Annotated in this window: 25 protein-coding genes and 2 tRNA genes; all 27 read left to right on the top strand. The window is 38.3% G+C overall.

The genetic code is table 11. The annotated features are described in order from the left end of the window. The coding region (locus BQ8014_RS13425; protein ID WP_255376311.1) for an MATE family efflux transporter at positions 1 to 439 on the top strand (439 nt) is incomplete at its 5' end. A 59-nt stretch (positions 440 to 498) separates the two neighbouring features. After that, a complete protein-coding gene (locus BQ8014_RS13420) occupies positions 499 to 1,125 on the top strand; it encodes a cytidylate kinase-like family protein (RefSeq protein ID WP_080904788.1) in 627 nt (208 codons plus the stop codon). Between the two features lie 61 nt (positions 1,126 to 1,186). After that, on the top strand, positions 1,187 to 2,554 hold the full coding sequence (gene radA / locus BQ8014_RS13415) for a DNA repair protein RadA (protein ID WP_080904787.1): 1,368 nt from the start codon (positions 1,187 to 1,189) through the stop codon (positions 2,552 to 2,554). A gap of 5 nt (positions 2,555 to 2,559) precedes the next feature. Next, on the top strand, positions 2,560 to 4,131 hold the full coding sequence (locus BQ8014_RS13410; RefSeq protein WP_080904786.1) for an NAD(P)/FAD-dependent oxidoreductase: 1,572 nt from the start codon (positions 2,560 to 2,562) through the stop codon (positions 4,129 to 4,131). A 96-nt stretch (positions 4,132 to 4,227) separates the two neighbouring features. Beyond that, positions 4,228 to 5,907 (top strand): putative transporter, encoded by a 1,680-nt coding sequence (locus BQ8014_RS13405; RefSeq protein WP_080904785.1) that lies wholly within the window; start codon positions 4,228 to 4,230, stop codon positions 5,905 to 5,907. A gap of 97 nt (positions 5,908 to 6,004) precedes the next feature. Then, positions 6,005 to 6,077: transfer RNA gene (locus BQ8014_RS13400), tRNA-Lys, on the top strand. A gap of 679 nt (positions 6,078 to 6,756) precedes the next feature. Next, entirely contained in the window at positions 6,757 to 7,098 is a 342-nt protein-coding gene (locus tag BQ8014_RS13395; protein ID WP_080904784.1) for an ArsR/SmtB family transcription factor, read from the top strand. Beyond that, positions 7,076 to 7,579, top strand: coding sequence for an SRPBCC family protein (locus BQ8014_RS13390; RefSeq protein WP_080904783.1), 504 nt, complete (start codon positions 7,076 to 7,078; stop codon positions 7,577 to 7,579). The genes BQ8014_RS13395 and BQ8014_RS13390 overlap by 23 nt, the downstream gene beginning before the upstream one ends. A gap of 890 nt (positions 7,580 to 8,469) precedes the next feature. Further along, positions 8,470 to 9,654, top strand: coding sequence for a serine palmitoyltransferase (locus BQ8014_RS13375; RefSeq protein WP_080904781.1), 1,185 nt, complete (start codon positions 8,470 to 8,472; stop codon positions 9,652 to 9,654). A 769-nt stretch (positions 9,655 to 10,423) separates the two neighbouring features. Then, positions 10,424 to 10,498: transfer RNA gene (locus BQ8014_RS13370), tRNA-Val, on the top strand. Between the two features lie 264 nt (positions 10,499 to 10,762). Next, positions 10,763 to 12,028, top strand: coding sequence for a site-specific integrase (locus tag BQ8014_RS13365; protein ID WP_234998046.1), 1,266 nt, complete (start codon positions 10,763 to 10,765; stop codon positions 12,026 to 12,028). Between the two features lie 107 nt (positions 12,029 to 12,135). Beyond that, positions 12,136 to 13,443, top strand: a complete 1,308-nt coding sequence (locus BQ8014_RS13360) for a WYL domain-containing protein (protein ID WP_080904779.1) — start codon at positions 12,136 to 12,138, stop codon at positions 13,441 to 13,443. A gap of 31 nt (positions 13,444 to 13,474) precedes the next feature. Then, a complete protein-coding gene (locus BQ8014_RS13355; protein WP_080904778.1) occupies positions 13,475 to 13,798 on the top strand; it encodes a nucleoside triphosphate pyrophosphohydrolase family protein in 324 nt (107 codons plus the stop codon). Between the two features lie 3 nt (positions 13,799 to 13,801). After that, on the top strand, positions 13,802 to 14,380 hold the full coding sequence (locus BQ8014_RS13350) for a YybH family protein (protein WP_080904777.1): 579 nt from the start codon (positions 13,802 to 13,804) through the stop codon (positions 14,378 to 14,380). Between the two features lie 8 nt (positions 14,381 to 14,388). Beyond that, entirely contained in the window at positions 14,389 to 14,952 is a 564-nt protein-coding gene (locus BQ8014_RS13345; protein ID WP_080905970.1) for a DNA-3-methyladenine glycosylase I, read from the top strand. Continuing rightward, a complete protein-coding gene (locus BQ8014_RS13340; protein WP_139785129.1) occupies positions 14,949 to 15,329 on the top strand; it encodes a DUF1801 domain-containing protein in 381 nt (126 codons plus the stop codon). Before BQ8014_RS13345 ends, BQ8014_RS13340 begins: the two co-directional genes overlap by 4 nt. A 115-nt stretch (positions 15,330 to 15,444) precedes the next feature. Further along, the gene (locus BQ8014_RS19225; protein ID WP_139785128.1) at positions 15,445 to 15,681 is read left to right on the top strand and encodes a hypothetical protein; all 237 of its coding nucleotides are present in this window, start codon (positions 15,445 to 15,447) and stop codon (positions 15,679 to 15,681) included. Between the two features lie 52 nt (positions 15,682 to 15,733). Then, a complete protein-coding gene (locus BQ8014_RS19760; protein WP_234998045.1) occupies positions 15,734 to 16,084 on the top strand; it encodes a hypothetical protein in 351 nt (116 codons plus the stop codon). 146 nt (positions 16,085 to 16,230) lie between these two features. Then, a complete protein-coding gene (locus BQ8014_RS13330) occupies positions 16,231 to 16,575 on the top strand; it encodes a helix-turn-helix domain-containing protein (RefSeq protein WP_080904775.1) in 345 nt (114 codons plus the stop codon). A 304-nt stretch (positions 16,576 to 16,879) separates the two neighbouring features. Then, positions 16,880 to 17,467 (top strand): BfmA/BtgA family mobilization protein, encoded by a 588-nt coding sequence (locus tag BQ8014_RS13325; RefSeq protein ID WP_080904774.1) that lies wholly within the window; start codon positions 16,880 to 16,882, stop codon positions 17,465 to 17,467. A 12-nt stretch (positions 17,468 to 17,479) separates the two neighbouring features. Next, positions 17,480 to 18,445 carry a DUF5712 family protein gene (locus BQ8014_RS13320; protein ID WP_080904773.1) on the top strand — a complete coding sequence of 322 codons (966 nt, stop codon included), beginning with the start codon at positions 17,480 to 17,482 and terminating at the stop codon, positions 18,443 to 18,445. Positions 18,446 to 18,465: 20 nt separating this feature from the next. Further along, entirely contained in the window at positions 18,466 to 18,867 is a 402-nt protein-coding gene (locus BQ8014_RS13315) for a GNAT family N-acetyltransferase (RefSeq protein ID WP_080904772.1), read from the top strand. Positions 18,868 to 19,206: 339 nt separating this feature from the next. Further along, positions 19,207 to 20,475 (top strand): hypothetical protein, encoded by a 1,269-nt coding sequence (locus BQ8014_RS19535; RefSeq protein ID WP_200814398.1) that lies wholly within the window; start codon positions 19,207 to 19,209, stop codon positions 20,473 to 20,475. 130 nt (positions 20,476 to 20,605) lie between these two features. Next, positions 20,606 to 20,818: a helix-turn-helix transcriptional regulator gene (locus BQ8014_RS13305; protein ID WP_080904771.1), complete on the top strand. Its 213-nt coding sequence runs from the start codon at positions 20,606 to 20,608 to the stop codon at positions 20,816 to 20,818. Positions 20,819 to 20,829: 11 nt separating this feature from the next. Further along, positions 20,830 to 21,876 (top strand): nucleoid-associated protein, encoded by a 1,047-nt coding sequence (locus BQ8014_RS13300; protein WP_080904770.1) that lies wholly within the window; start codon positions 20,830 to 20,832, stop codon positions 21,874 to 21,876. Position 21,877: 1 nt separating this feature from the next. Next, positions 21,878 to 23,041, top strand: a complete 1,164-nt coding sequence (locus tag BQ8014_RS13295) for a hypothetical protein (protein WP_080904769.1) — start codon at positions 21,878 to 21,880, stop codon at positions 23,039 to 23,041. Then, positions 23,014 to 24,051 (top strand): nucleoid-associated protein, encoded by a 1,038-nt coding sequence (locus BQ8014_RS13290; protein WP_080904768.1) that lies wholly within the window; start codon positions 23,014 to 23,016, stop codon positions 24,049 to 24,051. Before BQ8014_RS13295 ends, BQ8014_RS13290 begins: the two co-directional genes overlap by 28 nt.

The raw sequence follows: 24,051 nt of genomic DNA, 5'->3' as shown, positions 1-24,051 counted from the left end.
CGGCGCCCGCCTCTATAGCCGTGTGTTGGAAACAACAAAGTTAACAATCCGTTGGGCGGTCGGAATAGCGGTCGTCGGATTCCTTATTTGCCAGTTATTCCCGGGGGTGATCGTCCGGATGTTTACTACGGACCAGGAACTGATCGACCTTTCCATTTTCGGACTCCGGGTTACCTTGATTATTTTTCCCATTGTCGGATTCCAGATCGTAGCGACCAACTTTTTCCTTTCGATCGGGATGGCGCGTACCTCTATCTTTTTGTCACTTACGAGGCAGTTGATTTTCCTGGTTCCTTTCCTTATTATATTGCCTATGTTTTTCGGTACGACGGGAGTTTGGGCCAGTATGCCGTTGGCTGATGCCATATCGACAATTGTTACGGCGATTGTTTTTTTCCGGCAAATAAAGATCCTGCGAAAAAAATGGGAGGTACAATAATGGAATCCGATTAGAATGTGTAAATTAAAAGCGTGGAAATAAAATAAACGGATAAGGGCATGAAAAAGAGAATGATAATTACGATCGGGCGGCAGTATGGCAGTGGCGGGCGTGAAATAGGGAAGAGATTGGCCGAATCCCTGGGCATCGGTTACTATGATAAGGAGTTGTTGGCGGTAGCCGCCAAGGAAAGCGGCTTTTCGAAAGAACTTTTTGAAAAAGCGGATGAACGGGCAAGCAGCGGTTTGCCGTATGCTTTCAGCATGGGATTTTCCTATTTAGGCGGCATGACGCCTTATCATGATGTATTGTCAAATGAAGGGCTATTTAAAATACAGAGCGATGCTATCCGCAAACTGGCTGCCAGGGAGTCCTGCGTTATGATCGGCCGGTGTGCGGATTATGTGTTGAGGGAAGATCCGGCCTGCCTGAGCATTTTTATTCATAATACGGATGAAAACCGGATCCGGCGGATCATGGAGAGGCGGAAAGTATCGGCCGATGAAGCCAAAGAGCTGATGCGGAAAATAGACAAGACGCGCGCTTCCTATTATGATTATTATTCAAATAAATCCTGGGGGCGAGCTTCTTCCTACAACTTATCGATCGACGTTTCCGTCTTGGGTGTGGAAGAAACGGTCGGTTTCCTGAAAATATTTATCCATAAGAAATTTGATAAGGCCTGACCTTCCCGCCCGGGTTGATTCACGCGCTTTTTTGTATCTTTACCTCCTAAAATAGCAAAGAATGGCAAAGGCAAAAACAGTATATGTCTGTACAAACTGCGGTGCCGATTCGCCGAAATGGATCGGTAAATGTCCGGTTTGCGGCGAATGGAACACGTATGTGGAGCAGGTTGTCGTGAAAGAACCGACTGTCAGGCATACGATCCCCGGCCTGAAGCAGGAAGGGATGCGTATCCAGTTATTGCGGGATATCACCTCGCAAGAGGAAGTACGTGTCGATCTGCTGGACAGCGAGTTCAATAGGGTATTGGGTGGAGGCTTGGTGAAGGGCTCCCTGGTGCTGATCGGCGGAGAGCCGGGCATCGGAAAATCGACGTTGGTACTGCAGACCGTTTTAGGGTTGGAGGGACTTAAGACGCTCTATGTCTCCGGTGAAGAGAGCGCGCAGCAGTTGAAATTGCGGGCGGACCGCCTGCCGCACCAGAATGGGGATTGCTTGATTTATTGCGAGACCAATCTGGAACAGATTCTGGTACAGGCGCAAAACGTACAGCCGGATTTATTGATTGTCGATTCGATCCAGACAATTTTTTCCGAATCGGTAGAGTCTTCTCCTGGAAGCGTTTCGCAAATACGCGAATGTAGCGCCACAATTTTGAAATACGCAAAAGAGTCGGGCGTACCCGTTCTTCTGATCGGACATATTAATAAAGAAGGAACGATTGCCGGCCCGAAGGTGTTGGAGCATATCGTGGATACGGTGCTGCAATTCGAGGGCGACCAACATTATATGTATCGTATCCTTCGGAGTATCAAGAACCGTTTCGGCAGTACATCCGAACTGGGAATTTACGAGATGCGGCAGAACGGCCTGCGAATTGTCAGTAATCCTTCTGAGTTATTACTTACTCAAAACCATGAAGGACTGAGTGGGGTCGCGATTTCGGCAGCCATCGAGGGTGTTCGCCCATTCCTCATCGAAACGCAGGCGTTGGTTAGTTCCGCCGTCTACGGGACGCCGCAACGCAGCGCGACCGGCTTTGATATTCGGCGGATGAATATGTTGCTGGCCGTACTGGAAAAGCGGGCCGGCTTTAAATTGATCCAGAAGGATGTTTTCCTCAATATTGCGGGCGGATTACGAGTGAACGATCCGGCGATCGATCTGGCAGTGATTGCCGCCGTCCTATCTTCAAACCTGGATATTCCGGTGGAACCGAATAGTTGTATGGCGGGTGAAGTCGGACTTTCCGGAGAAATCCGGCCGGTCAACCGCATCGAGCAACGGATCCGCGAGGCGCAGAAACTCGGGTTCTCCCGCATGATTATTCCGTATAACAATTTGAACGGAATGGAGAATTTCAAAAGCGAAATCCAACTCTTTCAGGCAAGGAAGGTGGAAGAAGCCTTTAAAATATTATTCAGATAAGTTTTATGATAAAAGAATTACAGCTCCGTATTTTGCCGGAACAGGCCGCCCGGGAAGAGTTACTGAAAAAGGTGGTCAGCCGGGAGACGGGCGAGAAAGTGGAATCGATTTCTGCCATCCGGATTTTGAAACGTTCGATCGATGCCCGCCAAAGGGTAGTCTATATTAATTTGCAGGTTCGCATTTTTATTAATGAACTGCCTTCCGAACCGGAATACCGGTCGGTTTCCTATCCGGATGTGTCGTCCGGGAAGCAGGTGGTTGTCGTCGGGGCCGGACCGGGCGGGCTCTTTGCCGCTCTGCGGCTGATCGAGCTGGGGCTTCGCCCGGTTGTGATCGAGCGCGGAAAGGAGGTACATGCCCGGCGGAAGGATATCGCCTTGATCAGTCGGGAACATCAGGTGAATCCTGAATCGAATTATAGTTTCGGCGAGGGAGGGGCCGGCGCTTTTTCCGATGGAAAGCTTTATACGCGCAGCAAGAAACGGGGCTCGGTGGAGAAAATCCTATCCGTTTTTTGCCAGCATGGTGCTAATCCATCCATCTTGGCGGATGCTCATCCGCATATCGGTACGGATAAGTTGCCGGGAGTGATTGAGAATATCCGGAAACAGATCTTGCAGAGCGGAGGAGAAGTGCATTTCGAAACCCGCATGGAACGCCTGCTGCTTAAGGAGGGCCGCGTGATGGGAGTAGAGACGGCTTCCGGAGAGACCTTCTCCGGCGCGGTCATTCTAGCGACCGGGCATTCGGCGAGGGATATCTATACGTACCTGAACGAAGAAAAGATCCCGATAGAGGCCAAGGGTATTGCCGTCGGCGTCCGTCTGGAGCATCCGCAGACCTTGATCGACCAGATACAATATCATAGTGAGGAGGGGAGGGGAGCCTATCTGCCGGCAGCGGAATATAGTTTTGTGACGCAGGTCGACGGCCGGGGCGTCTATTCTTTCTGCATGTGCCCGGGTGGATTTGTCGTTCCGGCGGCCACTGCTCCTAAGCAAGTGGTGGTTAATGGCATGTCTCCGGCCAACCGCGGCTCCAAGTGGGCGAATGCCGGTATGGTCGTGGAGATTCATCCTGAAGATTTTTCTCGTTTTGCTCCCTCCGGCGCTTTGGCGTTGATGAAGTTGCAGGAAGAATTGGAGGAGCATGCCTGGCTGAACGGTGGCATGAAACAGACGGCTCCGGCACAGCGGATGGTCGATTTTATGCAGAAAAAAAACTCCTTCGACCTCCCTTCGTCTTCCTACACGCCGGGATTGCTGGCCTCTCCGCTGCACTTCTGGCTGCCGGAGTTCATTACGACCCGTTTGCGCGAAGGATTCCGGCGTTTCGGCCAATCTTCCCGGGGATTTCTTACGAATGAGGCAGTTTTGATCGGGGTAGAAAGCCGTACGTCTTCGCCGGTGCGTATCCTCCGGGATCGCGAAACGAATCAGCATGTCACGCTTCGAGGCCTTTTCCCCTGTGGTGAAGGGGCGGGTTATGCCGGTGGGATCGTTTCTGCTGCAATCGACGGCGAACGTTGTGCCGAAGGGGCTGCTGCCCTGTATGAGGCTGCCTATCCTTTATAATATTTGCTCCAATATTTTTATTTTTCAATTTTTATATTCTAATAAATGATTACTTTTGCACCTTATTGTAGATTTTTAAGGTAATCGGGTATTAGTATGGAATGGTTTTCGGAGTTATTGTTTGGTGAAGGAATTGGGCACTCAATTCTGTTGATGGCTGTCGTTATCGCTTTCGGTATTCAGTTGGGGAGGATAAAAATCGGAGGGATTTCCCTTGGTATCACCTTTGTTCTTTTTGTCGGAATCCTGTTGGGACATTTCGGGCTGAAGATAAACGAACATGTTCTTCACTTCTTTAAAGAATTCGGATTGATTTTATTTGTCTATTCTGTTGGAATGCAAGTTGGCCCGGGTTTTTTCTCTTCTTTTAAGAAGGGAGGGATTACGTTGAACCTGCTGGCTTCGGGCATTGTCTTTTTAGGAGTCGGCATTGCAATCATTCTTCATTTCGTTACCGGAATCCCGGCTGAAACAATGGTCGGTATTTTGTCCGGCGCCGTGACCAATACCCCCGGTTTGGGTGCCGCCCAGCAAGCTTACGGCGATATGTACGGGACGGCGGACGGCAAGAGCATCGCCTTGGGATATGCTGTTGCTTATCCCTTGGGGGTAGTCGGAATCATTTTGGCGATCATATTAATCCGGTTTTTCTTTAGAATCAACTTTGATAAAGAGGTGGAACGGTTGGATTCAGAGAATGAGACCCATATCAACGAGGCAAAGCCAATCTCTCTGATTGTACGGAATCCGGCTGTTTTTAATAAAACAGTGGAAGAGTTATCTGTTTATATGGAACACCGTGAATTTGTAATTTCGCGTATTTGGTATCATTCCAATAATAATATAGATATCGTCTCGGGAAAAACGGTTTTGCATGAGAATGATAAAATCTTTGTCATAACGACGGAACACGATGCCGATACGGTGAGAACTTTTATCGGCGAGGAGATTCCGATGGAACGCAAGGAGTGGCTGAATCTGGAAAGCCGGTTGATCAACCGCCGGATCCTGGTGACTAAACCGGAATTAAACGGGAAAAAATTAGGCGAATTAAAACTTCGTAAAATCTACGGCATCAATATCACACGCGTCAATCGTTCGGGCATCGACTTGGTAGCTACTCCCGGGTTATTGTTGCAGGTAGGAGACCGCGTCAATGTCGTGGGCTCGGAAGCAGCCGTAGCCAATGTTGAAAAAGTCTTGGGCAATTCACTGAAGCGCCTGAACGAACCGAATATCATGCCTATCTTTGTCGGAATCGCCTTGGGTATTATCCTGGGAAGCATTCCGTTCTTTATTCCGGGCGTTCCGCAACCGATAAAATTGGGATTGGCGGGCGGCCCGCTGATTATCTCTATTTTGTTGGCCCGCTTCGGATATAAACTGAAACTGGTTACTTATACGACACAAAGTGCAAATTTGCTTTTGCGTGAGTTGGGTATTACGATTTTCCTTGCCTGCGTCGGCCTCGGAGCCGGAGACGGCTTCGTCGATACAATCGTTAATAACGGAGGTTATCAATGGATCGGATACGGCTTCATCATTACAATTATACCACTGCTAACCATCGGGATTATTGCCCGCAGCGTCTATAAATTGAATTATTTTACTTTGATGGGATTGATTTCCGGAAGCATGACGGATCCTCCGGCATTGGCCTATTCCAATGGTGTTGCCGGGAATGATGCACCTTCGGTAGGTTATGCCACGGTTTATCCGTTGACTATGTTCTTGCGTGTGCTTACGGCCCAGTTGATGATCCTATTTCTGGCTTAATCGCGGATTATCGGAAGAAAAAGGAACGAAAAGTTTGTAAGAAAAAATATAACGCCTATCTTTGCACCGCAAAACAGAGAACGACCAACTTCTTATTGACTCCGTAGCTCAGTTGGTAGAGCAAATGACTCTTAATCATTGGGTCGAGGGTTCGAGCCCCTCCGGGGTCACTTCTTGGGACAAGTCTAAAAAAGGACTTGTCCTATTTTTTTTATCTTATAATTTACTGGTATTCTGATAGATCTGCATTAAAGCTGAATTCTCTCCAGGGTTCGATATGGTGTCCCGTCAAATGACAGAAATTAGGAGAACATTGAATCCACTATCCTTATTCCTTTCTAATATTCCCGTCTTTGATCTATATAGCAGTTGTTTGCGTAGTTTTTTCTTGAAAGAACCGTATGCTATTTGTTCCATTTTCAAAGGCAAAGATATATTAGTGTTCTTAACACAGTTACAAGGTCAAGCCTTCGGTTTGTTGAAAAATCTCCAAAATCAAAAATGCCCCCAACTTATAACATTTGGCGTAAGAAAACTAAATTAAGAGGCTTTCTAACAGGTGACCTTTCAATTCAAACTCTTATACTCATTAGGCGTTATGCCTGTCTTCTGCTTAAAAAACCGGTTGATATGTTGCGGGTATTTAAAGCCCAATTCATAGGCTGTTTTTGCTAATGGTGGATTTATCAATGTCAAAAATTCGTTCTTTGGCTACGTTGATGATGATTACACTTGCCAAATCCTGATCGACTTTTTTAATAATCTAAAAAAATCAGTAAAAAAAATTCGAAACTGAGAAGTTGCACATATATTCGCAACTGATTGGTTTCGTTAAAATAATTCAGGCAAATGAGAAGAGATATATTTCAAGCCATAGTCGACCCGACAAGGCGGGCAATCATTGCACTTATTGCATTGCAGGCAATGACACCGAACGCCATTGCCGAACGCTTTGACATTACCCGACAAGCAGTTTCCAAGCATTTACGTATTTTGACGGAGTGCGAACTGATAAAGCAGGAACACAAAGGCAGGGAAATTTATTACCAACTTGATAAACTTAGAAAACCTGTTGGCAACTTTGAAGCAATAAAAATAAATAAAGCCATAAAGATAAAAACATCATGTCTTTTTGCCTTAGTAGTAACAATTTTAAAAAACAGAAAAAATGAATGGCAATTTATTATTTGACTTTACAATCAACAAAGAAAACAATACCATTCACATCATGCGTGAATTTAACGCAGAGCTTGAACTGGTTTGGCAAGGATGGACAACGGCAGAACTGCTCGACCAATGGTGGGGACCGCAACCATGGAGAGCCGAAACCAAGACTCTTGATTTTCGGGAAGGTGGATATTGGCTGTATGCAATGGTAAGTCCCGAAGGAGAAAAACATTGGGCAAAAACCAATTATATTTCTATCGAAAAAGAAAAATCCTTTCGCCAAAAAGATGGATTTTGCGATGAGAACGGAACGATGAACCTCTCATTTCCTCAAAATTTAGTGGAAAACAGCTTTAGCCAAAAGGAAAATAAAGTGCTGGTTGATATGATACTTACTTTTGATACGCTGGCCGACCTTGAAATGACCATAGAAATGGGCTTTAAAGAAGGTATGACCATAGATTTCCAGCAATTGGACGAACTGTTGTCATCTCTAAAAAAGTAAGAGATAATAAACAACTCCTATATAAAATAGGATGTCAACTTCTTGTCTTGTGAAAAGTTAATTTTAAAATCACATTTAGCAGGACTTTTTTCATTATCGACTGACAGTATTGACGAGGTAAATAATATTGTAACAGATGGACTAAAAGCTGGTGGTACAGAACCTAACGAAATGCGGAATTATGGTTTTATGCAATAGCGAACTATTGAAGATTTTGACGGACATACCTGGGTATTTTTCTATATGGATATGTCAAAAATTCCAGATGAATAAGCAGCCGAAATGAAAAAAACAACTACAAGGGAAAATGTTGTTGAAGCGGAAAACAACCTTTTTTCGGCTTAGCTTGTAAGCCATGTGGGCATTCTTGACCAACTATTGCACGAGGATTTAATTGTAGTTATGCTGGAAGGACATTCGGGGCCTCCCTCGTCGGATAAAACGTTTGTTTTGTTACGTTCGATTACGGAGTTGAAGCAGAAAGGCGATATTGTCTCGCAGGCCGAACGAGAAGTATATGATTCGTTAGACGATGCCTTGCCCGTTGAAAATCCCTTTCAAACAGATTTTTACGCCGTTTGTAGAATTTTATAATATCCGTCATCCTAAACAATCGATTTTTTCTCCAACAATCAATAGTTCTTCGGCGAATGATATAAAAGTATTCGGATAAATGTCTTGTTTTTGCAAGGCGTGTGATTTTATAGGTGGTTAGATTGAAGAACCTGCGTATAAATTTAATTTCTTATTATAGAGTTCAAGGTATCCTTTTATCGCTTTGCATAAACTATCCAATAATTTTTATTATTTTTGCAGTGAAATTTAAGTTGGAAAAACAAAACTGACCTCTTAAAAAAGAAAAGCAAAAACAAAATCATTCTCTTTATAACATGAAACTTTTACAAGAGAAATTAGCCAAGTACGACCTTCCGCAAAAAGCGAAAGCCGCAGGTATTTATCCTTATTTCCGCGTTATTCAAGGTGATCAGGATACAGAAGTTCTTATCAATGGAAAAAAAGTCTTAATGTTCGGTTCTAATGCCTATACCGGATTAACAAATCATCCCAAGGTGAAGGAAGCCGCTATTGCCGCAATAAGGAAATATGGGACGGGATGCGCCGGTTCGCGTTTTCTGAATGGAACATTGGACTTGCATATCGAATTGGAGAAAAAACTGGCTCAATTTGTGGGGAAAGAAGATGCCATTGTCTATTCCACGGGATTCCAGGTAAATCTGGGAGTCGTTTCTTGTGTAACGGGCCGGGAGGACTATATACTTTGGGATGAATTGGATCATGCATCTATTATTGAAGGCCACCGCTTGTCTTATTCAACGAAATTGAAATTCAAGCACAATGATATGGAGTCTCTTGAGAGACAACTTCAGAAATGTGCTCCGGACAAAGTGAAGTTGATCGTAATCGACGGAGTCTTCAGTATGGAAGGCGATATTGCCAACCTGCCTGAAATTGTAGCCTTATCGAAGAAATATAATGCCAGCATCATGGTAGACGAGGCTCATGGCATTGGAGTCTTGGGCAGACAAGGCCGTGGAACCTGTGACCATTTCAGAGTAACGGATGATGTGGACTTGATCATGGGGACTTTTAGTAAATCTCTGGCTTCAATTGGTGGTTTTATCGCTTCGGATGAACCTGTGATAAATTATCTTCGTCATAATTCCCGTTCCTATATCTTTAGTGCAAGTAATACGCCGGCAGCTACTGCAGCGGCAAGTGCCGCTTTAGATATAATTATTAACGAACCGGAAAGAATTGAGCATCTTTGGGAGTTAACACACTATGCCTTGAATGGTTTCCGTACGATGGGATGTGAGATTGGTCATACGTCAACTCCGATTATTCCATTGTTTATCCGGGATAATGATTTAACCTTTATGATTGTACGTGATCTTTTTGATTTGGGCATTTTTGTTAATCCGGTTGTTTCACCGGCGGTAGCACCTCAAGATACGCTGATTCGTTTCTCTCTGATGGCGACTCATACCAAAGGGCAATTAGATAGGGCGTTGGACGCCATTCAACAGGTGTTCAAAAAATACAAACTGATTTAAGATAATAATATAATATTACGGATAGTTTCCGATGGGAGTAAAACACCTTATCGGAAACTTTTTGTTTTCAGACGGATGGGATTGGGATGCACACAACATAGTATATATAATTTGAGTTTTTAAAAATAAAAAAAAGGAGAGAGTAGCCTCACGGTCTCTCTCTCCCTACCATCCATTATGTATAAGCTAGAACTTAATACTTACCGTAGCGTAAGTATTCTGCGTACTAACTTTGCTTTTGTCATCTGTAATCGTGACATTTCCTATTTTTATATCGCTGTATGCAATATTAGTAGGTAAATGTTTTATCGTTATACATTAAAATCCCTTCTAACCTTAACGAAAATGAAATATGTCTAAGACCTTTTGTTTCCTAAAACGCTGTAAATATACAAATAAAATTCGGAAAGTTTCGAATTTGGATATATGAATGGTAGAAAAACCATATTCGTGTTTGTTCTTTTGTTGTTTCTTTGGTTTATTATCAGCTATGAAAGCTTGGATCTCGTCTATAATCCCTCTTTTCTACGTATTATTATTTATAGAGCCAGTCTTGATAAAAGAAATATAATATATAAGGTTACAATCCTGATTTTCCTAATTCATTTTTATCACTTGAATTATTATACATTCAATTTTAGCTGATTAGAAAGCTTTCATAAAAAACTATTAGATTCCTGTAAAAAAGAGTGCAATATTTTTGGCCATTAATATAAATAAGCATATCTTTGCAACGTCTTAGAAAAAGGACAACACCCTTAAGAGAAAGGGGCGTTTAGCTCAGCTGGTTCAGAGCATCTGCCTTACAAGCAGAGGGTCGGCGGTTCGAATCCGTCAACGCCCACTAAGACATAAAATTGGTGGAAGTCAACAAAAGACAGAAACTTCAATTAAGAGACAATAATCCTGTTAGTCAATAGATTAACAGGATTTTTCTTTTTACACGACAGACACAACAGGACGAAAAAAGACAGATTAAGACAGTGGGTTCGTGTGCAAACCGTGTGTGAAAAACAACCTCAAATTCTGCACACGAATAGATGAATAATCAACTGGAATTAAGCGTCTTACAATGACCTAACTTGGCGTTTTCAGAGCGACAAATCCTTTGACTTTAAGCAATAACTTTGTCGAATTAAAACGTGTAAAAATGAAAAGTACGTACCGCATTCTTTTCTACATCAGAAAAACAAGACCAAACAAAGATGGTTTGGTAACGATTGCCATCCGCATCACGATTGACGGAGAGTCTTTAGAGTTTAACCCAAAACTGTTTGTCAATCCTGAAATATGGAATCCCATCGGACGAGCGGAAGGAAGAACAAAAGAAGCAAAAGAAACAAATTATGCTTTGGATAAAATCCGAATGGATTTGAAAAAACACTACGATAACATCTACGAACGAGACGGTTTTGTGACTCCTGAAAAACTCCGTGACGCTTATCTCGGCCTTGAAATACAGAAAAACACAGTACTGTCTTTGTTCGATATCAAGATTGAACAGAAACGTAATCTAATTGGCAACACAATTCGTGACACCACTTTTGTTAAATATCAGGCGGCTCGGAATCGTATAGGAGAATTTATCCATAACAAATACAATAAGGAAGACCTTCCGATCCGGGAAGTCAATTTTCAATTCATATCCGATTACGAAATCTACCTAAAATCGGTTTGCCGTTGTGGGCACAATTCCAGTGTAAAGCATCTTCGTTTCCTTAAACAAATTGTTACCAATGCTCTAAAGAATCATTTAATCTCAGTTGATCCTTTTGACAACTACAAATTGGGCTACAAACCCGTAAACAAAGAATTTCTGATTGAACCTGAAATAAAGAAGTTAATGAATAAAAAGTTTGAAGCAAAACGACTGGAAGAAGTGCGTGATGTGTTTTTATTCCAAATTTTCACCGGATTAGCTTACATAGATGCTGCCAATCTAACAGAAGAAAACATTATTGAGGATGGTTTTGGGCAAAAGTGGATACAACTAACTCGGCAAAAATCTTCTGTTCAGGCAAATATCCCACTATTGGATGTTCCTTTGTCAATCCTCAAAAAATATAAAGGATTGGAGAATGGTAAACTCTTGCCAATTCATAGCAATCAAAAGATGAATGAGTATTTGAAAGAAATTGCAGCCTTATGTGGTATAAATAAGCGACTTACAACACATTGCGGCCGCCACAGTTTCGGAACGATTATGCTGACCAAAGGCGTTTCTATAGAAAGTGTTTCTAAAATGTTAGGGCATACAAATATCACAACAACACAGATTTATGCGAAGGTTTTGAACCAGAAAATTTTCACAGAAGTCAATAAAGTCCGAGGGGAGTTTGATGATATGATGAAGTATTATAAGCAGCGAAAATAATAGCTTAGTGATGTCTAAATACCACTAATTTTATCTACAACTAAAAATACTAACTGACAGACAGTTGTCAGTTGTATGTCTTTATCTTTGCAATAAGTAAATGAGATATGAATAAAATAGAAAGAATATCATCAATACTCATCAAACTGCAATCCCGTAGAAATATTACGGCACAGCAAATAGCAAACGAGTTTGGAATCAGTATCCGAACTGTTTATCGGGATATACAGATTTTGGAGGAAGCGGGAATCCCAATCGTTTCTAATATGGGAGTAGGCTATTCAATTATCGAAGGTTATAAACTGCCTCCTCTTATGTTTAGTATAAGTGAAGCTGTTGCTTTTCTTCTGGCGGAAAAACAGCTTAGTACTCAATTTAATGTTGACGGCTATGAATTATTTCGTAGCGGGATGGATAAAATACGCTCTGTCTTAAAGTTTGCAAACAGAGATATTTTAGAAAAATTTGAAAATTATATTGATGTATTGCAACTAAGCGAAGTCCGGCAAGAATCGAATCCTTTCCATGTATTGGAGCCACTTATACAAAGTATTATCGGAAACAAAACTGTAAAAATCGAATATGCCGCTCTATATAATGGGGAAACAACGATAAGGGAAATTGAGCCTGTTGGGCTGTTTTATATGTTCGGCCAATGGTATCTGTTGGCATGGTGTAAACTGAGAAATGATTATAGGACTTTTAAGTTAAATAGGATCGGCAACATTACGATGACCGAAAACCTTTTTGAGAAAAGACATCCACCCCTAAAGAATCTAATCAGACAAATATATTCTTCGCCTCCTTATCATAATATTGTTTTAAAGATAGAAAAAAGTGTATTGTTCGGGATAGGGTCTTTGAAGTATAATCATGGACTTGTAAGTGAGGAGATTGATGGCGGATACGTCATTCAGACTTACAAAACAAATTCGTTGGAATATTTTGCCCGATGGTACCTTTCATTTGCAGATAAGGCAACTATCATTGAATCGCCTGAACTTGAAATTATGGTAAAAGACTTATTAAATAAGCTATGGAATAAAACTATTTCTAACGAATTCAAGAATAATCAAAAAGTAAAAACAATGAATATGAATTTACCAAAAGTTATATCAGACTTATTAGACGCACAGAACAATCATGACAGTACAGCTTATGCGAACTGCTTTAGTGAAACGGCAACCGTTGTCGATGAGGGAAAAACCTACAAAGGAAGGGTTGAAATTAGAAATTGGATTAACGATGCTAATCAACAGTATAAAATCGCAATGGAAGCTATCCAATATATTGAAGATAATCAGACAGGTATTCTGAAAGCGAAAGTGTCAGGTAGTTTTGACGGCAGCCCTGTTTTATTAAACTATCATTTCAGATTTAACAGTGGGCTTATTGAAAACTTAGAAGTAATATAGGATTGCATAAAGCTCTTAAATTTATAGTAAAATGGCAAAAAATGATTTCGCGGAAATAATTCAACGCTCAAAACTGATAAGATCTAAATATCATCAGTTGGAAAAACTTCATCACGAAAGCGAATGGAGTATAGAGGAAGATGCACTTGCTTTTTTGAGTGATGCCGGATTAATCGGACGATATACTATGGCGCAGCAAGGACGTTGGCCTGCAAACAATTCGAATGCTGAACTTCAACATAAATTGGGTGAATGTATATGGTGGTTGATTATTTTAGCGGAACGTATGGATATCAATATAGATGAAGCCTTGGAAAAATTCCTTTCGGATACAGAAAAGCGTTTAAATATATAAATTATGATGAGAAAAACATTCTTCTTTTTCCTTTGGATGTCAATGATGTCAATTTGGGGTTATAATAGCTTGCTGGCAAATACTCCATTGTCTCCAAGCTTGGCTGATAGTATAGACAATAACTCTGGTATAGAATTAATTAATAAGAAAATGAAAACAAGTAACAGTAATCTAGAAAAAGATAAGGAAACCCTTATCGCTATGGTAAAAGATATGTCAACGTCAATGACTGGGAAACAGAGTACAAAGAACTGGGCAGAAAACGTTTTATGGTTTGATATAGCACCGTTTGCATCAAAAGGTATCAAACCCGCAAAAAAAATGTTTGATGATGCCTTCGGAGAGTTGGCATCATGCGATGTCGAAATCTTATCATATGATTTTTTTATAAATGGGGATATGGCTATTGTCTGTTCCGTTCAGAAAATGAAAACAGTAAGTAAAGACGGTACGGTGAACGCCCCGATTATCGTACGTCAGACGGATTGTTTTGAAAAGCAAAACGAGGTTTGGAAAATAATCCATGAACATTCTTCCATTCCTGCATCGGAAGGATGGGATGGTACATTTACGATAAAATAAGACTGCAAATGAGTTATTGTACCTATATAAACACTATCGAATCAGAAGAAAAACAGATTTTACATAAGAATTATCACGATAATCTTTATGGATTCCCATTACATAATGATAATGAACTGTTTGGACGGCTAGTATTGGAGATTAATCAGGCAGGATTGAGTTGGGAAACTATTTTGAAAAAAGAGTCGTCGTTCCGTAAGGCTTATGATAATTTTGAAATTGTTAAGATCGCCGCTTATGGTGAGAAAGACAAAGAACGGTTATTAAATGACCCGCAAATTATCCGCAACCGATTGAAGATAAATGCAGCTATTGAGAATGCAAAAACTGTTATGAAATTGCAGAAAGAATATGGCTCTTTTGAAAAATGGCTTGAAACCAATCACCCTAAAACCAAGGAAAAATGGGTAAAACTCTTTAAACTGACATTTCGCTTCACTGGGGGTGAAATTGTCGGTGAATTTTTAATGAGTATTGGGTATTTGCCTGGAGCTCATGATGAAGATTGTCCTGTTTTTAAGAAAATTCTCATGCAAAATCCAATATGGGACGTAAAAGGAAAAGCCAAATGATCGACAATGATTTCAATCCATTAACAACATTGGATCATTATTATGACAAGCAGGATATCTATACGAGAGAGTGCCTGCTTGCCTTAAAAGCAATGATAATGTCTGTTAGTCCTAAAATAGTCCCCATGAGGAAGTACCAAATTCCATTCTTTTGTTATGGCGATTTTAACATTGTTTTTCTATGGGTACACCAAAAGAAAATAATAGTTGGCTTTGTTGAAGATAAAAAAAGTTTCACCAAATATCAAATAAGTAGAAGCAAAGATCGAGTAATGACAATGGAAATCAATCCGATGGAAGATATTCCTATTGATACAGTCAAAAACAATATTAAGAAACTGATCGAAAGATATAATTCGTTTTTAGCTTCTACTTAAAAGTAATATGTATTTCTCTTATCCTAATCTTTATTGAAGCAAACATAGGAAAGTGACAGGAATACATATCAGAATATTTAAGAATAGAATCAATCCATTCTAATTTTAAATAATTATGCAAGTAGATTTATTAAAAACAAGGATGTATGATTTATTAATCGACTCCTGTACCATTTCGCACAAAGAAATGCAAGAAGCCTATGCTGAATTTGTAGAAAAAGAAAAAGTAAAAGTCAACATGAAGTTCGAAAGTGATTACTTAATAGTTTTTCGAGCATTAAACCTTACTCGTATAGAGTTTGATTCCCTTGAATTATCTCCTCTTTACGAGCGGGGGAAAAAATGCGTATAAAAAAGTATTTCTTAGAAAAGCAATTCTATTTCTTGAATCTGAAATTGAGTTATTGAAACTTATATATCTACAAACCAATCAGACTCCCCATAATAATATTAAATCTGATAAATCAAAAATCTATTTTATTCCTGACCCGCAAGGATTAGGAATTGATAGTATGGGAGAATTTGCTGCCACATTCGAACTGTCCAATCAGTTTTTAGATGAGAATGGCAAATCTGTTCCATTCAAATATATTGCCGAAGCTTTAGAAAATGCTTTCAACTTTACTTTTAGGAATGCTTACAAGTCCAAATCCAGAGTATTCAGCCGAAAGCCTTACAATCTAACAAAAGCGCTTGATTATCTAAAGAAATTACTCATCCGTGAAAGCAGAGACAAAAAGATAGGTAAAAGATAATTTTATAATAAGCTTATATTCATTTGATTACAAAATAGTTTTAGGGGAGTCCATAGGGATTCCCCTATTTTATTTGCTTCGATCTACCGAGCTTTGCTTCATCAATCGATTGAGAAAATTAGTATTAATCTCAAAAAAGAAGCAATATGTATATCAATAATGATGATTTTGAAACATGGATGCAGAAGCTATCCAAAAAGCTAACTGAAATAGGTCAGGACTTGAAATCTCTGATTAACACGTCCGATGTGTTTGAAGAAGATGAGAAAATTTTAGATAACCAAGATTTGGCTTTTCTTCTCAAAGTATCTCCCCGAACTTTACAACGATACAGGACAAGTAAGAAACTTCCTTTTTTTTCGATAGGCCATAAGACTTACTATCGAGTGAATGATGTCCGTTCATTTGTCCGAAAACATATGGATTTTGGAATATGTCAGGAATTTGAAAAGAAGCATCCAAAGAAAGATAAAGACGAAAACAATGAATGATTCTGCTGTTTTACGATTTAAGCAGAATAAAGCAAATGAAGGAGGCTTGTTTGTAGTTTACACCTCCTGTTAATAGCTCCGCATTCATCTAAACCAACATCGCCTCATGGCTCTGTTTGTTTCGCTGAATTGAGCAAGAGGGAACTGGACTTTGTCCTGTTCTTCCTCTTGCCCTGCGGGGCAAAGCCTTAGGCTTTAGTGCTTTAGGATAAAGCACAGTTATAACACTTGCTATAACTTGAATTGATATTCAATTCTATATAAGCAAGTTAAATGTATAAATAGTCATAAAATAGTTATAACTATGATGAAACAGAATCGAAATATCGTATTTACCACTATCGGGATAGATAAGGATACCAATGTTCTGATAGAGAAAATCTGTAAACGCTATTCGCTGAAAAAAGGGGAAATTGTAAAGCTGGCTTTTGTCTATATCGACAAAGCCCATATCAACCCTGCCGATGCTCCCGAATCAGTAAAATCGGAACTATCTAAAATTAACAAACGGCAAGACGATATTATCCGCTTTATCCGAAACTACGAGGAAAAGGAACTCAACCCGATGATACGAACAAGCCATTCGATAGCTAGTAAATTTGATAAAACAGTAGAACGGTTATCCGCAAAAGTAGATTCAGAGATAGCCCATTCAAAAGATACCCTTATCAATGTATTAAGAAAGTTAGATGAACAGTTCGGTAAAGTGGCAGATGTGATAAATAATCAATCTAAAGCCATTAATAACCAGTTCCAAGCACAGAAAAAGGATTATGCAAAGTTGCTGAAACTAATTAGCCTGTATTCGGAACTGGCAGCCTGCGGAGTGATGGACGGCAAGCGGAAAGAGAATCTAAAAACGGAGATTATTAGCCTGATAAACGAAAAATAGAAACAATACCCCATGAATATAGATTTCCCGCCACCGTCCAAAGGCACATACAACAATGCAGGTAGTAGCAAACGGCTATGTAGTTACATGGAGCATGAGGATTTAGAGCGCATGGAACAGGGAATCTATACAGAAGGATTTTTTAATCTGACGGATGATAATATCTATAAATCCCAAGTAGTCAAAGATATTGATGGTAATATCGGTCAGCTATTAAAGACAGATGCTAAGTTCTACGCTATCCATGTCAGCCCATCGGAACAGGAGCTTCGGACAATGGGTAACACAGAAGCAGAACAAGCAGAGGCTATGAAGCGGTATATCCGTGAAGTGGTTATTCCTAAATATGCCAAGAACTTCAACAAAGGATTATTGCCAGAGGATATAAAGTTTTACGGAAAAATTCATTTCGACAGAGATAGGTCAAACAATGAACAGAATATGCACTGTCATTTGATTGTCAGCCGAAAAGACCAATCCAATAAAATCAAAATAAGTCCGCTTACCAATCACAAAAACACCAAGAAAGGAACGGTTAAAGGAGGTTTCGACAGAAAGAACCTGTTCCAACAGGCAGAGCAGGAATTTGATAAATTATTCGGTCATGATAGGCAACTTACCGAAACCTTTGAATACTATAACACGATGAAGAACGGCAGTATTTTCGCCCAACTCAACATGCAGGAAAAACAGATTGCCGATGAAAAGAAAAATGCAAATATGCAGGCAGATGTACAGATAAGCAATGATACCGACAAGATTGAAAACAAGTTTGCAAATTCTCAAATTACCAATTCTGAAAATAACCGTTCAAATTTGATTGAAGATAAGCAGGAAAATAAGCAATCTTTCAATCTTCCTGATTTGGGATTGTCCTCTGCTTTGGGATTGCTTACACCTGATGTCAACAAGCAAGAAGAAGAACAAAGCCCGATGAAAAGAAAAAAGAAGAAGCCAAAAAAAGAAATACGAAGATAAAATACAAATACCGAGACATTATGACAGAATATGAAACCATACGAAAAGAAATAGACAGTTACCTGATGGAGCGGTTCAAATACCGTGTTTCCCTTCTATATCTCACGCCTGATAATATCGTAGCCACCCGAAGAAACAGCCGAGTTGGTTTGTATCTGCGAATCCGAAAAACAGAAAGTTTATTTCCGCCCGATTGCTTTATTATAGCTCAAATCAGCTTTCGAAAAGAGCGTATAGGTAATGGAATGCATTTTATCCGTTTTCTGTCTGAAATGGCGGTAAAATACGGATTTAAGTATATTGGGATAGAATCCGTAAATCATAAAAGCAGGGCATTTGCCGAGAAGTTGGGTTTTCTGTCAATAGACGGTTCGAACTATGCAGTATTGATAGAGGATTTAATGTCTTATTTTCAAGATTAAATTTAATGTAATCCTTTATTTATCTGTACACAAAGGTATATTCCAAGAATGAAACGTCAATGCCAAGCCCTACGGGTTTGGAAGAATTTCTTCCTTTTTGCTGCACAAAAAGAGTAAATTCCCCCAAAGCATTGCCTTATTCATTCTTTCCATAAGATAGATGTTTAACAGATGAAAAAAGAAAAAAATATATGCTGGGGGGGTAGTGGTTTCGTTGGTCTGCTAAAAAGTATTTCAAGTATAATTGTTACTGTATTTCAAATATTTACTATTTTTGCTGATGATAGTCTGAGCTATTGTATTTGAAATATATAGTTTCCATATTAATTGCAAATGTTAATGGCTAAAGGTAATGCTGTAGTGATTTTTATGAGCACATCAAAATTAAAGATTTATTTAGACGATACAGTTAAGGATTCTGAGTTATTTCAGTCTAAAAAAGAGTTTGAAATCTGCAAACCTGAAATATTCAAATATGGTATTATGATGGAAGAGATTCCTAACCATATTAAAGAGGCTGATTTTGATTATTTACAATCTAAGGTGCCAGCTTATGATTTATTGCACTCAGATTTTATCAACTTGTATACTAACCGGATTGAAAATATTTCAAATGATGACAGAAAAAAGAAACTAATATCAGAGATTATAGGCGTTGCTTTTGGAATAAAATATACCACAGAATTATTAAAGACCAATCCTAATAAATTTAAGAAGATAGGAGTTCCTGATGATGGAAAGTATTTGGATTATTCAATTATAGAAGACAACAAAGAATATGAGTTAGAAACTAAAGGTACTGTTGCAAAATATTATTCTACATTTAAAAATGACATTCTTCAAAAAAAGAAAGACCAATCATCTAAAAATGTTTTCTTGAGATTTGGAACAATAGCAATGATTAATAGTCTTGGTGATACAAAAAAATCTCAATGCGTTATTGTAGATGATCCTCCAAACGAGGATAATGTCGCAAATGATAAAAATTCTTTTGAAGTGCAATTATTAAATTATGGAATTTTTCTAAGTTATATTTTAGATTCAAAATATTTCAATAGGTATATTAAGCCATTAAAACAGAAAAAAATCAAAAAAGTAAAAATTGACAAAAATAAGTTTTTTACAAAATACATATTTAGTGGAAAGGAATTTTACGGAGAGTGTTTTGACTACAGATTGATTCGAGAAAATGAATACACAAATTTAAATTTGTCAGAAGATAAAACTTCTGATTTTCAAGAACGAACAAGACTATTTGGTAAAACAAAATTTTTCATCGGTGTTGATTCAAGTGTAATAGAAACTATAAACAGGAAAGATATAGAGTCATTAAAAAATTACAAAAGTAACTGGATATTCGAAGACAAAGAATTGACAACTAGATTTCTTGATAAAGATGGAATATTAATTGTAAAATCAAAGGATGGAGACGACAAACAATTAGAAAGAGTTTTTCCGGAAAAAGAAGTGGAAAAGAGATTAGGCTTATCAATAGACCAACAACGTGGTATCGCTCATAAGTGTGGAGCACCATGTAGAAGTAAAGAGATAAAAGGAAAACCTTGCGAGATCAGAACTTATCGTGAATACTGCCACTTTCACAGATAACAACAGAAAAACATACTATAGTTCATAAGACTACCACTTTTTTATATATGTTGAAAACTAAAGAATAGTACTTTATTGGAAAACTTAAAACGAATCAATACATTCGCAATACACATCAATATTTTGACAAATGGAACTAAATAGATTAAAAGTTGTACTTGCAGAGCAAAAACGTACAGGAAAATGGTTGGCTGAAACATTAGGGAAGAATGAAGCAACTATTTCCCTTTGGTGTGCGAATGTATCTCAACCGTCACTCGAAACGTTGTTTGCGATTGCAAAGGCGTTGGAGGTGGATGTGAGGGAGTTGTTGGTTTCGACAAAAGCGAATATAAACTTCTAAATATAAACGTTATGGCAAAGCAATTTAGAGAAATCGGGGCAAACATCAATTTGAAAAATATAATCATACATCAGGCTTTAAAAGAGCAGAATATCAGGCATACCGCCATTAAAGCAGCAGAAAGCCCCATAAAAGTGGGTCAAAAGGAGAGGTTATTCGTTGGCAGAATCAATAAAACCTATTACAAGAAGTCTAATCCAATATGGGGCATATTCGGAAATGAGGATACTACATTTCAAGCTCTTTTGAAGAAATATTGCACTGATTCTGACTTTTATACATTTTCGGTTGAGTCATTAAAGCATTATAAAAAGGCGTTAGAAAAAACGATCGCTGCTACAGGCGGGTTTATGATTTTTGCTCATTTTGAAAATACGGATATTAAAAATGATTACTTGCTTGTTTTAATGATTAATAACAAAGACGGGTATGTTGTAAACGATGATGATTTAACCATCAGAGATATTAAAAATTTAGATTTAAGCAAAGTTGATATTGCTTGTATGATAAATTTATCGAAATGGAATGATATCGAATCAGGTGTTGATACAGAAAGCAAAACTTATCTGTCTTTTGTTAAAGGGAACAAAGATGTAAGTTATTACTTTATGTCCTTTATTGATTGTAACAATAAAACAACTAGTGCGGAATCAACCCAAAGACTTCTTAAGGCAGTAGATGCATATAGTGACACGAAATCTCTCGATAGAGAAACAAGAATCCAAAGACGAAATGAAATATATAAATATTGCGACGGCTGCATTTCTGATAAAAAGGAAATACATTTATCTGTAATCTCTGCATTATTAGACCCTGATAATCCTTTGGAATTTCAGGAATTTGCATCAGATGAAACCTTTGGTGTAAGTTCGGTCATAAGTGGAGATAAAACAAAGTTAAAGCCAATGAAATACGTCATATACAAAGCCAAAGATAAAAAAATTGCAATTGAGTTTGATTGTAGTATTTTAGGCAAGGATGTGGTATATAATAAGCAGAAAAACGAACTTACAATAAGGCATTTACCTCAAGAATTTGTAAGTCAAATTCCACAATAATATGCTTCAGGAAATCGTTGACTCTATAAATTGTTCACAGACTTCAATAGACGATGGAACACTGTTTTGCAATAATTACACTATTGTAAAAATGGATTTCATTGATTTCTTAGAGGAAAAGAGCATTCTTATTAACACTCTTTCTACAAAACAAGTAGGAGCCACTGTGAATTTAGAATTGTCATTACCTCATCTAAACTCAAATGGATACTACGAAGATTGTGCTGCATTTGTATTAAAGAATAAATATACACATCCTTCCACTTCGTATTACATAGAAGAGTTAAAATGCTTTAGTAGCGAGTCCAATGACTTTATTTCACGCTATTGCCATGTTGTGAAGCTAATAGATGCAATAAAACATATCTCAAAGCATAATTATACCGATGTTGATAAAGATAATTCTATAATTTTCAGAGAAGACCGGTCTTTATTCTTGTCTTTCACATATAATCATGCTGATATTGAGAATATAAGTATTGAAAATATTGATAAACTAAGTACTGTAACGGATACTTTTGAAAAAGATAATTCTGAAAAAAAATTATTGTATATTAATGAACTGATTGATTTTCTGAGCAAAGAGAATGAAAGTAGCCGATTTGAATATCTATTACGACATATTTCTGACTTTGTTGATAAATCTGATAACGCATATCAGTATTATATCAGAAATTTCTCATATAATAAACTTAAAGCGGAATTAGATAATTCCGCATTGGACTATTCAAAAAAAATCCAGTCTATCATCAATGATGCTCAAACAAAACTTATTGCAATACCTGTTGCGTTTGTTCTTGCCGCAAGTAGTATTGATTGGGTTGATATTTTCTCAATCAAAAACATCGTAATACTATTCAGTTTATTCATATTTGCCACGTTGATAGAAATATTTTTAAGTAATCAATCAAGTTCTTTAGCAATTTTGAAAAATAATATTCAATCATACAAAGCATCATTTGGCAATAACAACCAAGTAGTAAGTGATTCTTTTTCTTCGGTTGATGACGAATTCATCAAGCAGAATAACCGACTTACTCTAATACGATGTATTACATGGGGAATCCCGATTCTCTTGACACTTGTATTTGTAGTAAAGTCATTTATAACATTAAGCCCTCTAAAATTTTTATTGATATGCTTTATACTAACTCTGCCTATTTAAAAAACATTTCATTGCATATTGTGGGGAATAAGCAAAATGAAGAAAATGTCCACATTGCAAAATCATTGCTTCAACTGCATGATGAGGTGCGAGATATACTGTCCTTGTATTTTCTTTCCTCTTTTAAATCCAATGAATATTTTATTTTTTTTCATGATAGTGATTTAAAATATAATGAGGTTTACGGTTTTGTTACAGATATTTTTAATCAACCCGATTCATTGTATGAAAATTCCGTAAGACTTGCAAAGCATCTTTACGAGCAAAGTACACATCCCAAAATCAAAGGTGGAGAATTTTATACAGTATATTTCAAAGGTTGTATTATAGATGGCGAAACTGTTGATGCTGTCGGTTTATTCAAGTCAGAAAATAAAGATACATTCCTGAAAGTATTCTCATCGGGAGAAGATTTTGAAATAGAAAGCGAGAAGGGGGTTAATATCAACAAACTGGATAAAGGATGTTTGATTTTTAACACAGAAAAGGAAAAGGGATATGTTGTTGCGGTAGTCGATAATACAAACAAAGGGGCTGATGCCCAATATTGGATAGATCATTTCTTACATGTTCGGCAGCGTAAAGACGAGTATTACAATACTCAAAATGTAATGTCGCTTTGCAAGAATTTTGTAAAAACTGAATTGCCGCAACAGTTTGAAGTTTCCAAAGCCGACCAAGTCGATTTTCTCAATAAATCCGTCCAGTTCTTTAAGGAAAATGACAACTTCAACCTGAATGAATTTGCAAATGAGGTAATCAGACAGCCTGAAATAATAGAAAGCTTCAATCAATACAAATCTTCATTCCAGAAGGACTTTGATATTGAAATTGCTGATAACTTTATGATTTCAGAAAGTGCCGTCAAGAAACAATCTCGAACCTTAAAAAGTGTCATTAAATTGGATAAAAATTTTGATATCTATATTCATGGAAATAGAGATTTGATGGAGCAAGGCGAAGACAAGAAAGGTAAGTATTATAAGGTGTATTATAAGGAGGAATCGTAA

Source organism: Parabacteroides sp. Marseille-P3160, assembly GCF_900162725.1.
In the GTDB taxonomy this organism is placed as follows: Bacteria; Bacteroidota; Bacteroidia; order Bacteroidales; family Tannerellaceae; genus Marseille-P3160.
This window is presented reverse-complemented; position numbering and strand designations above follow the sequence as displayed.

Excerpts from the sequence above, each read along its gene's own strand:
- BQ8014_RS13420 (WP_080904788.1), top strand. The coding sequence starts at position 499 with ATGAAAAAGAGAATGATAATTACGATCGGGCGGCAGTATGGCAGTGGC.
- radA (WP_080904787.1), top strand. The coding sequence starts at position 1,187 with ATGGCAAAGGCAAAAACAGTATATGTCTGTACAAACTGCGGTGCCGAT.
- BQ8014_RS13410 (WP_080904786.1), top strand. The coding sequence starts at position 2,560 with ATGATAAAAGAATTACAGCTCCGTATTTTGCCGGAACAGGCCGCCCGG.
- BQ8014_RS13405 (WP_080904785.1), top strand. The coding sequence starts at position 4,228 with ATGGAATGGTTTTCGGAGTTATTGTTTGGTGAAGGAATTGGGCACTCA.
- BQ8014_RS13395 (WP_080904784.1), top strand. The coding sequence starts at position 6,757 with ATGAGAAGAGATATATTTCAAGCCATAGTCGACCCGACAAGGCGGGCA.
- BQ8014_RS13390 (WP_080904783.1), top strand. The coding sequence starts at position 7,076 with ATGAATGGCAATTTATTATTTGACTTTACAATCAACAAAGAAAACAAT.
- BQ8014_RS13375 (WP_080904781.1), top strand. The coding sequence starts at position 8,470 with ATGAAACTTTTACAAGAGAAATTAGCCAAGTACGACCTTCCGCAAAAA.
- BQ8014_RS13360 (WP_080904779.1), top strand. The coding sequence starts at position 12,136 with ATGAATAAAATAGAAAGAATATCATCAATACTCATCAAACTGCAATCC.
- BQ8014_RS13355 (WP_080904778.1), top strand. The coding sequence starts at position 13,475 with ATGGCAAAAAATGATTTCGCGGAAATAATTCAACGCTCAAAACTGATA.
- BQ8014_RS13350 (WP_080904777.1), top strand. The coding sequence starts at position 13,802 with ATGATGAGAAAAACATTCTTCTTTTTCCTTTGGATGTCAATGATGTCA.
- BQ8014_RS13345 (WP_080905970.1), top strand. The coding sequence starts at position 14,389 with ATGAGTTATTGTACCTATATAAACACTATCGAATCAGAAGAAAAACAG.
- BQ8014_RS13340 (WP_139785129.1), top strand. The coding sequence starts at position 14,949 with ATGATCGACAATGATTTCAATCCATTAACAACATTGGATCATTATTAT.
- BQ8014_RS19225 (WP_139785128.1), top strand. The coding sequence starts at position 15,445 with ATGCAAGTAGATTTATTAAAAACAAGGATGTATGATTTATTAATCGAC.
- BQ8014_RS13330 (WP_080904775.1), top strand. The coding sequence starts at position 16,231 with ATGTATATCAATAATGATGATTTTGAAACATGGATGCAGAAGCTATCC.
- BQ8014_RS13325 (WP_080904774.1), top strand. The coding sequence starts at position 16,880 with ATGATGAAACAGAATCGAAATATCGTATTTACCACTATCGGGATAGAT.
- BQ8014_RS13320 (WP_080904773.1), top strand. The coding sequence starts at position 17,480 with ATGAATATAGATTTCCCGCCACCGTCCAAAGGCACATACAACAATGCA.
- BQ8014_RS13315 (WP_080904772.1), top strand. The coding sequence starts at position 18,466 with ATGACAGAATATGAAACCATACGAAAAGAAATAGACAGTTACCTGATG.
- BQ8014_RS19535 (WP_200814398.1), top strand. The coding sequence starts at position 19,207 with ATGGCTAAAGGTAATGCTGTAGTGATTTTTATGAGCACATCAAAATTA.
- BQ8014_RS13305 (WP_080904771.1), top strand. The coding sequence starts at position 20,606 with ATGGAACTAAATAGATTAAAAGTTGTACTTGCAGAGCAAAAACGTACA.
- BQ8014_RS13300 (WP_080904770.1), top strand. The coding sequence starts at position 20,830 with ATGGCAAAGCAATTTAGAGAAATCGGGGCAAACATCAATTTGAAAAAT.
- BQ8014_RS13295 (WP_080904769.1), top strand. The coding sequence starts at position 21,878 with ATGCTTCAGGAAATCGTTGACTCTATAAATTGTTCACAGACTTCAATA.
- BQ8014_RS13290 (WP_080904768.1), top strand. The coding sequence starts at position 23,014 with ATGCTTTATACTAACTCTGCCTATTTAAAAAACATTTCATTGCATATT.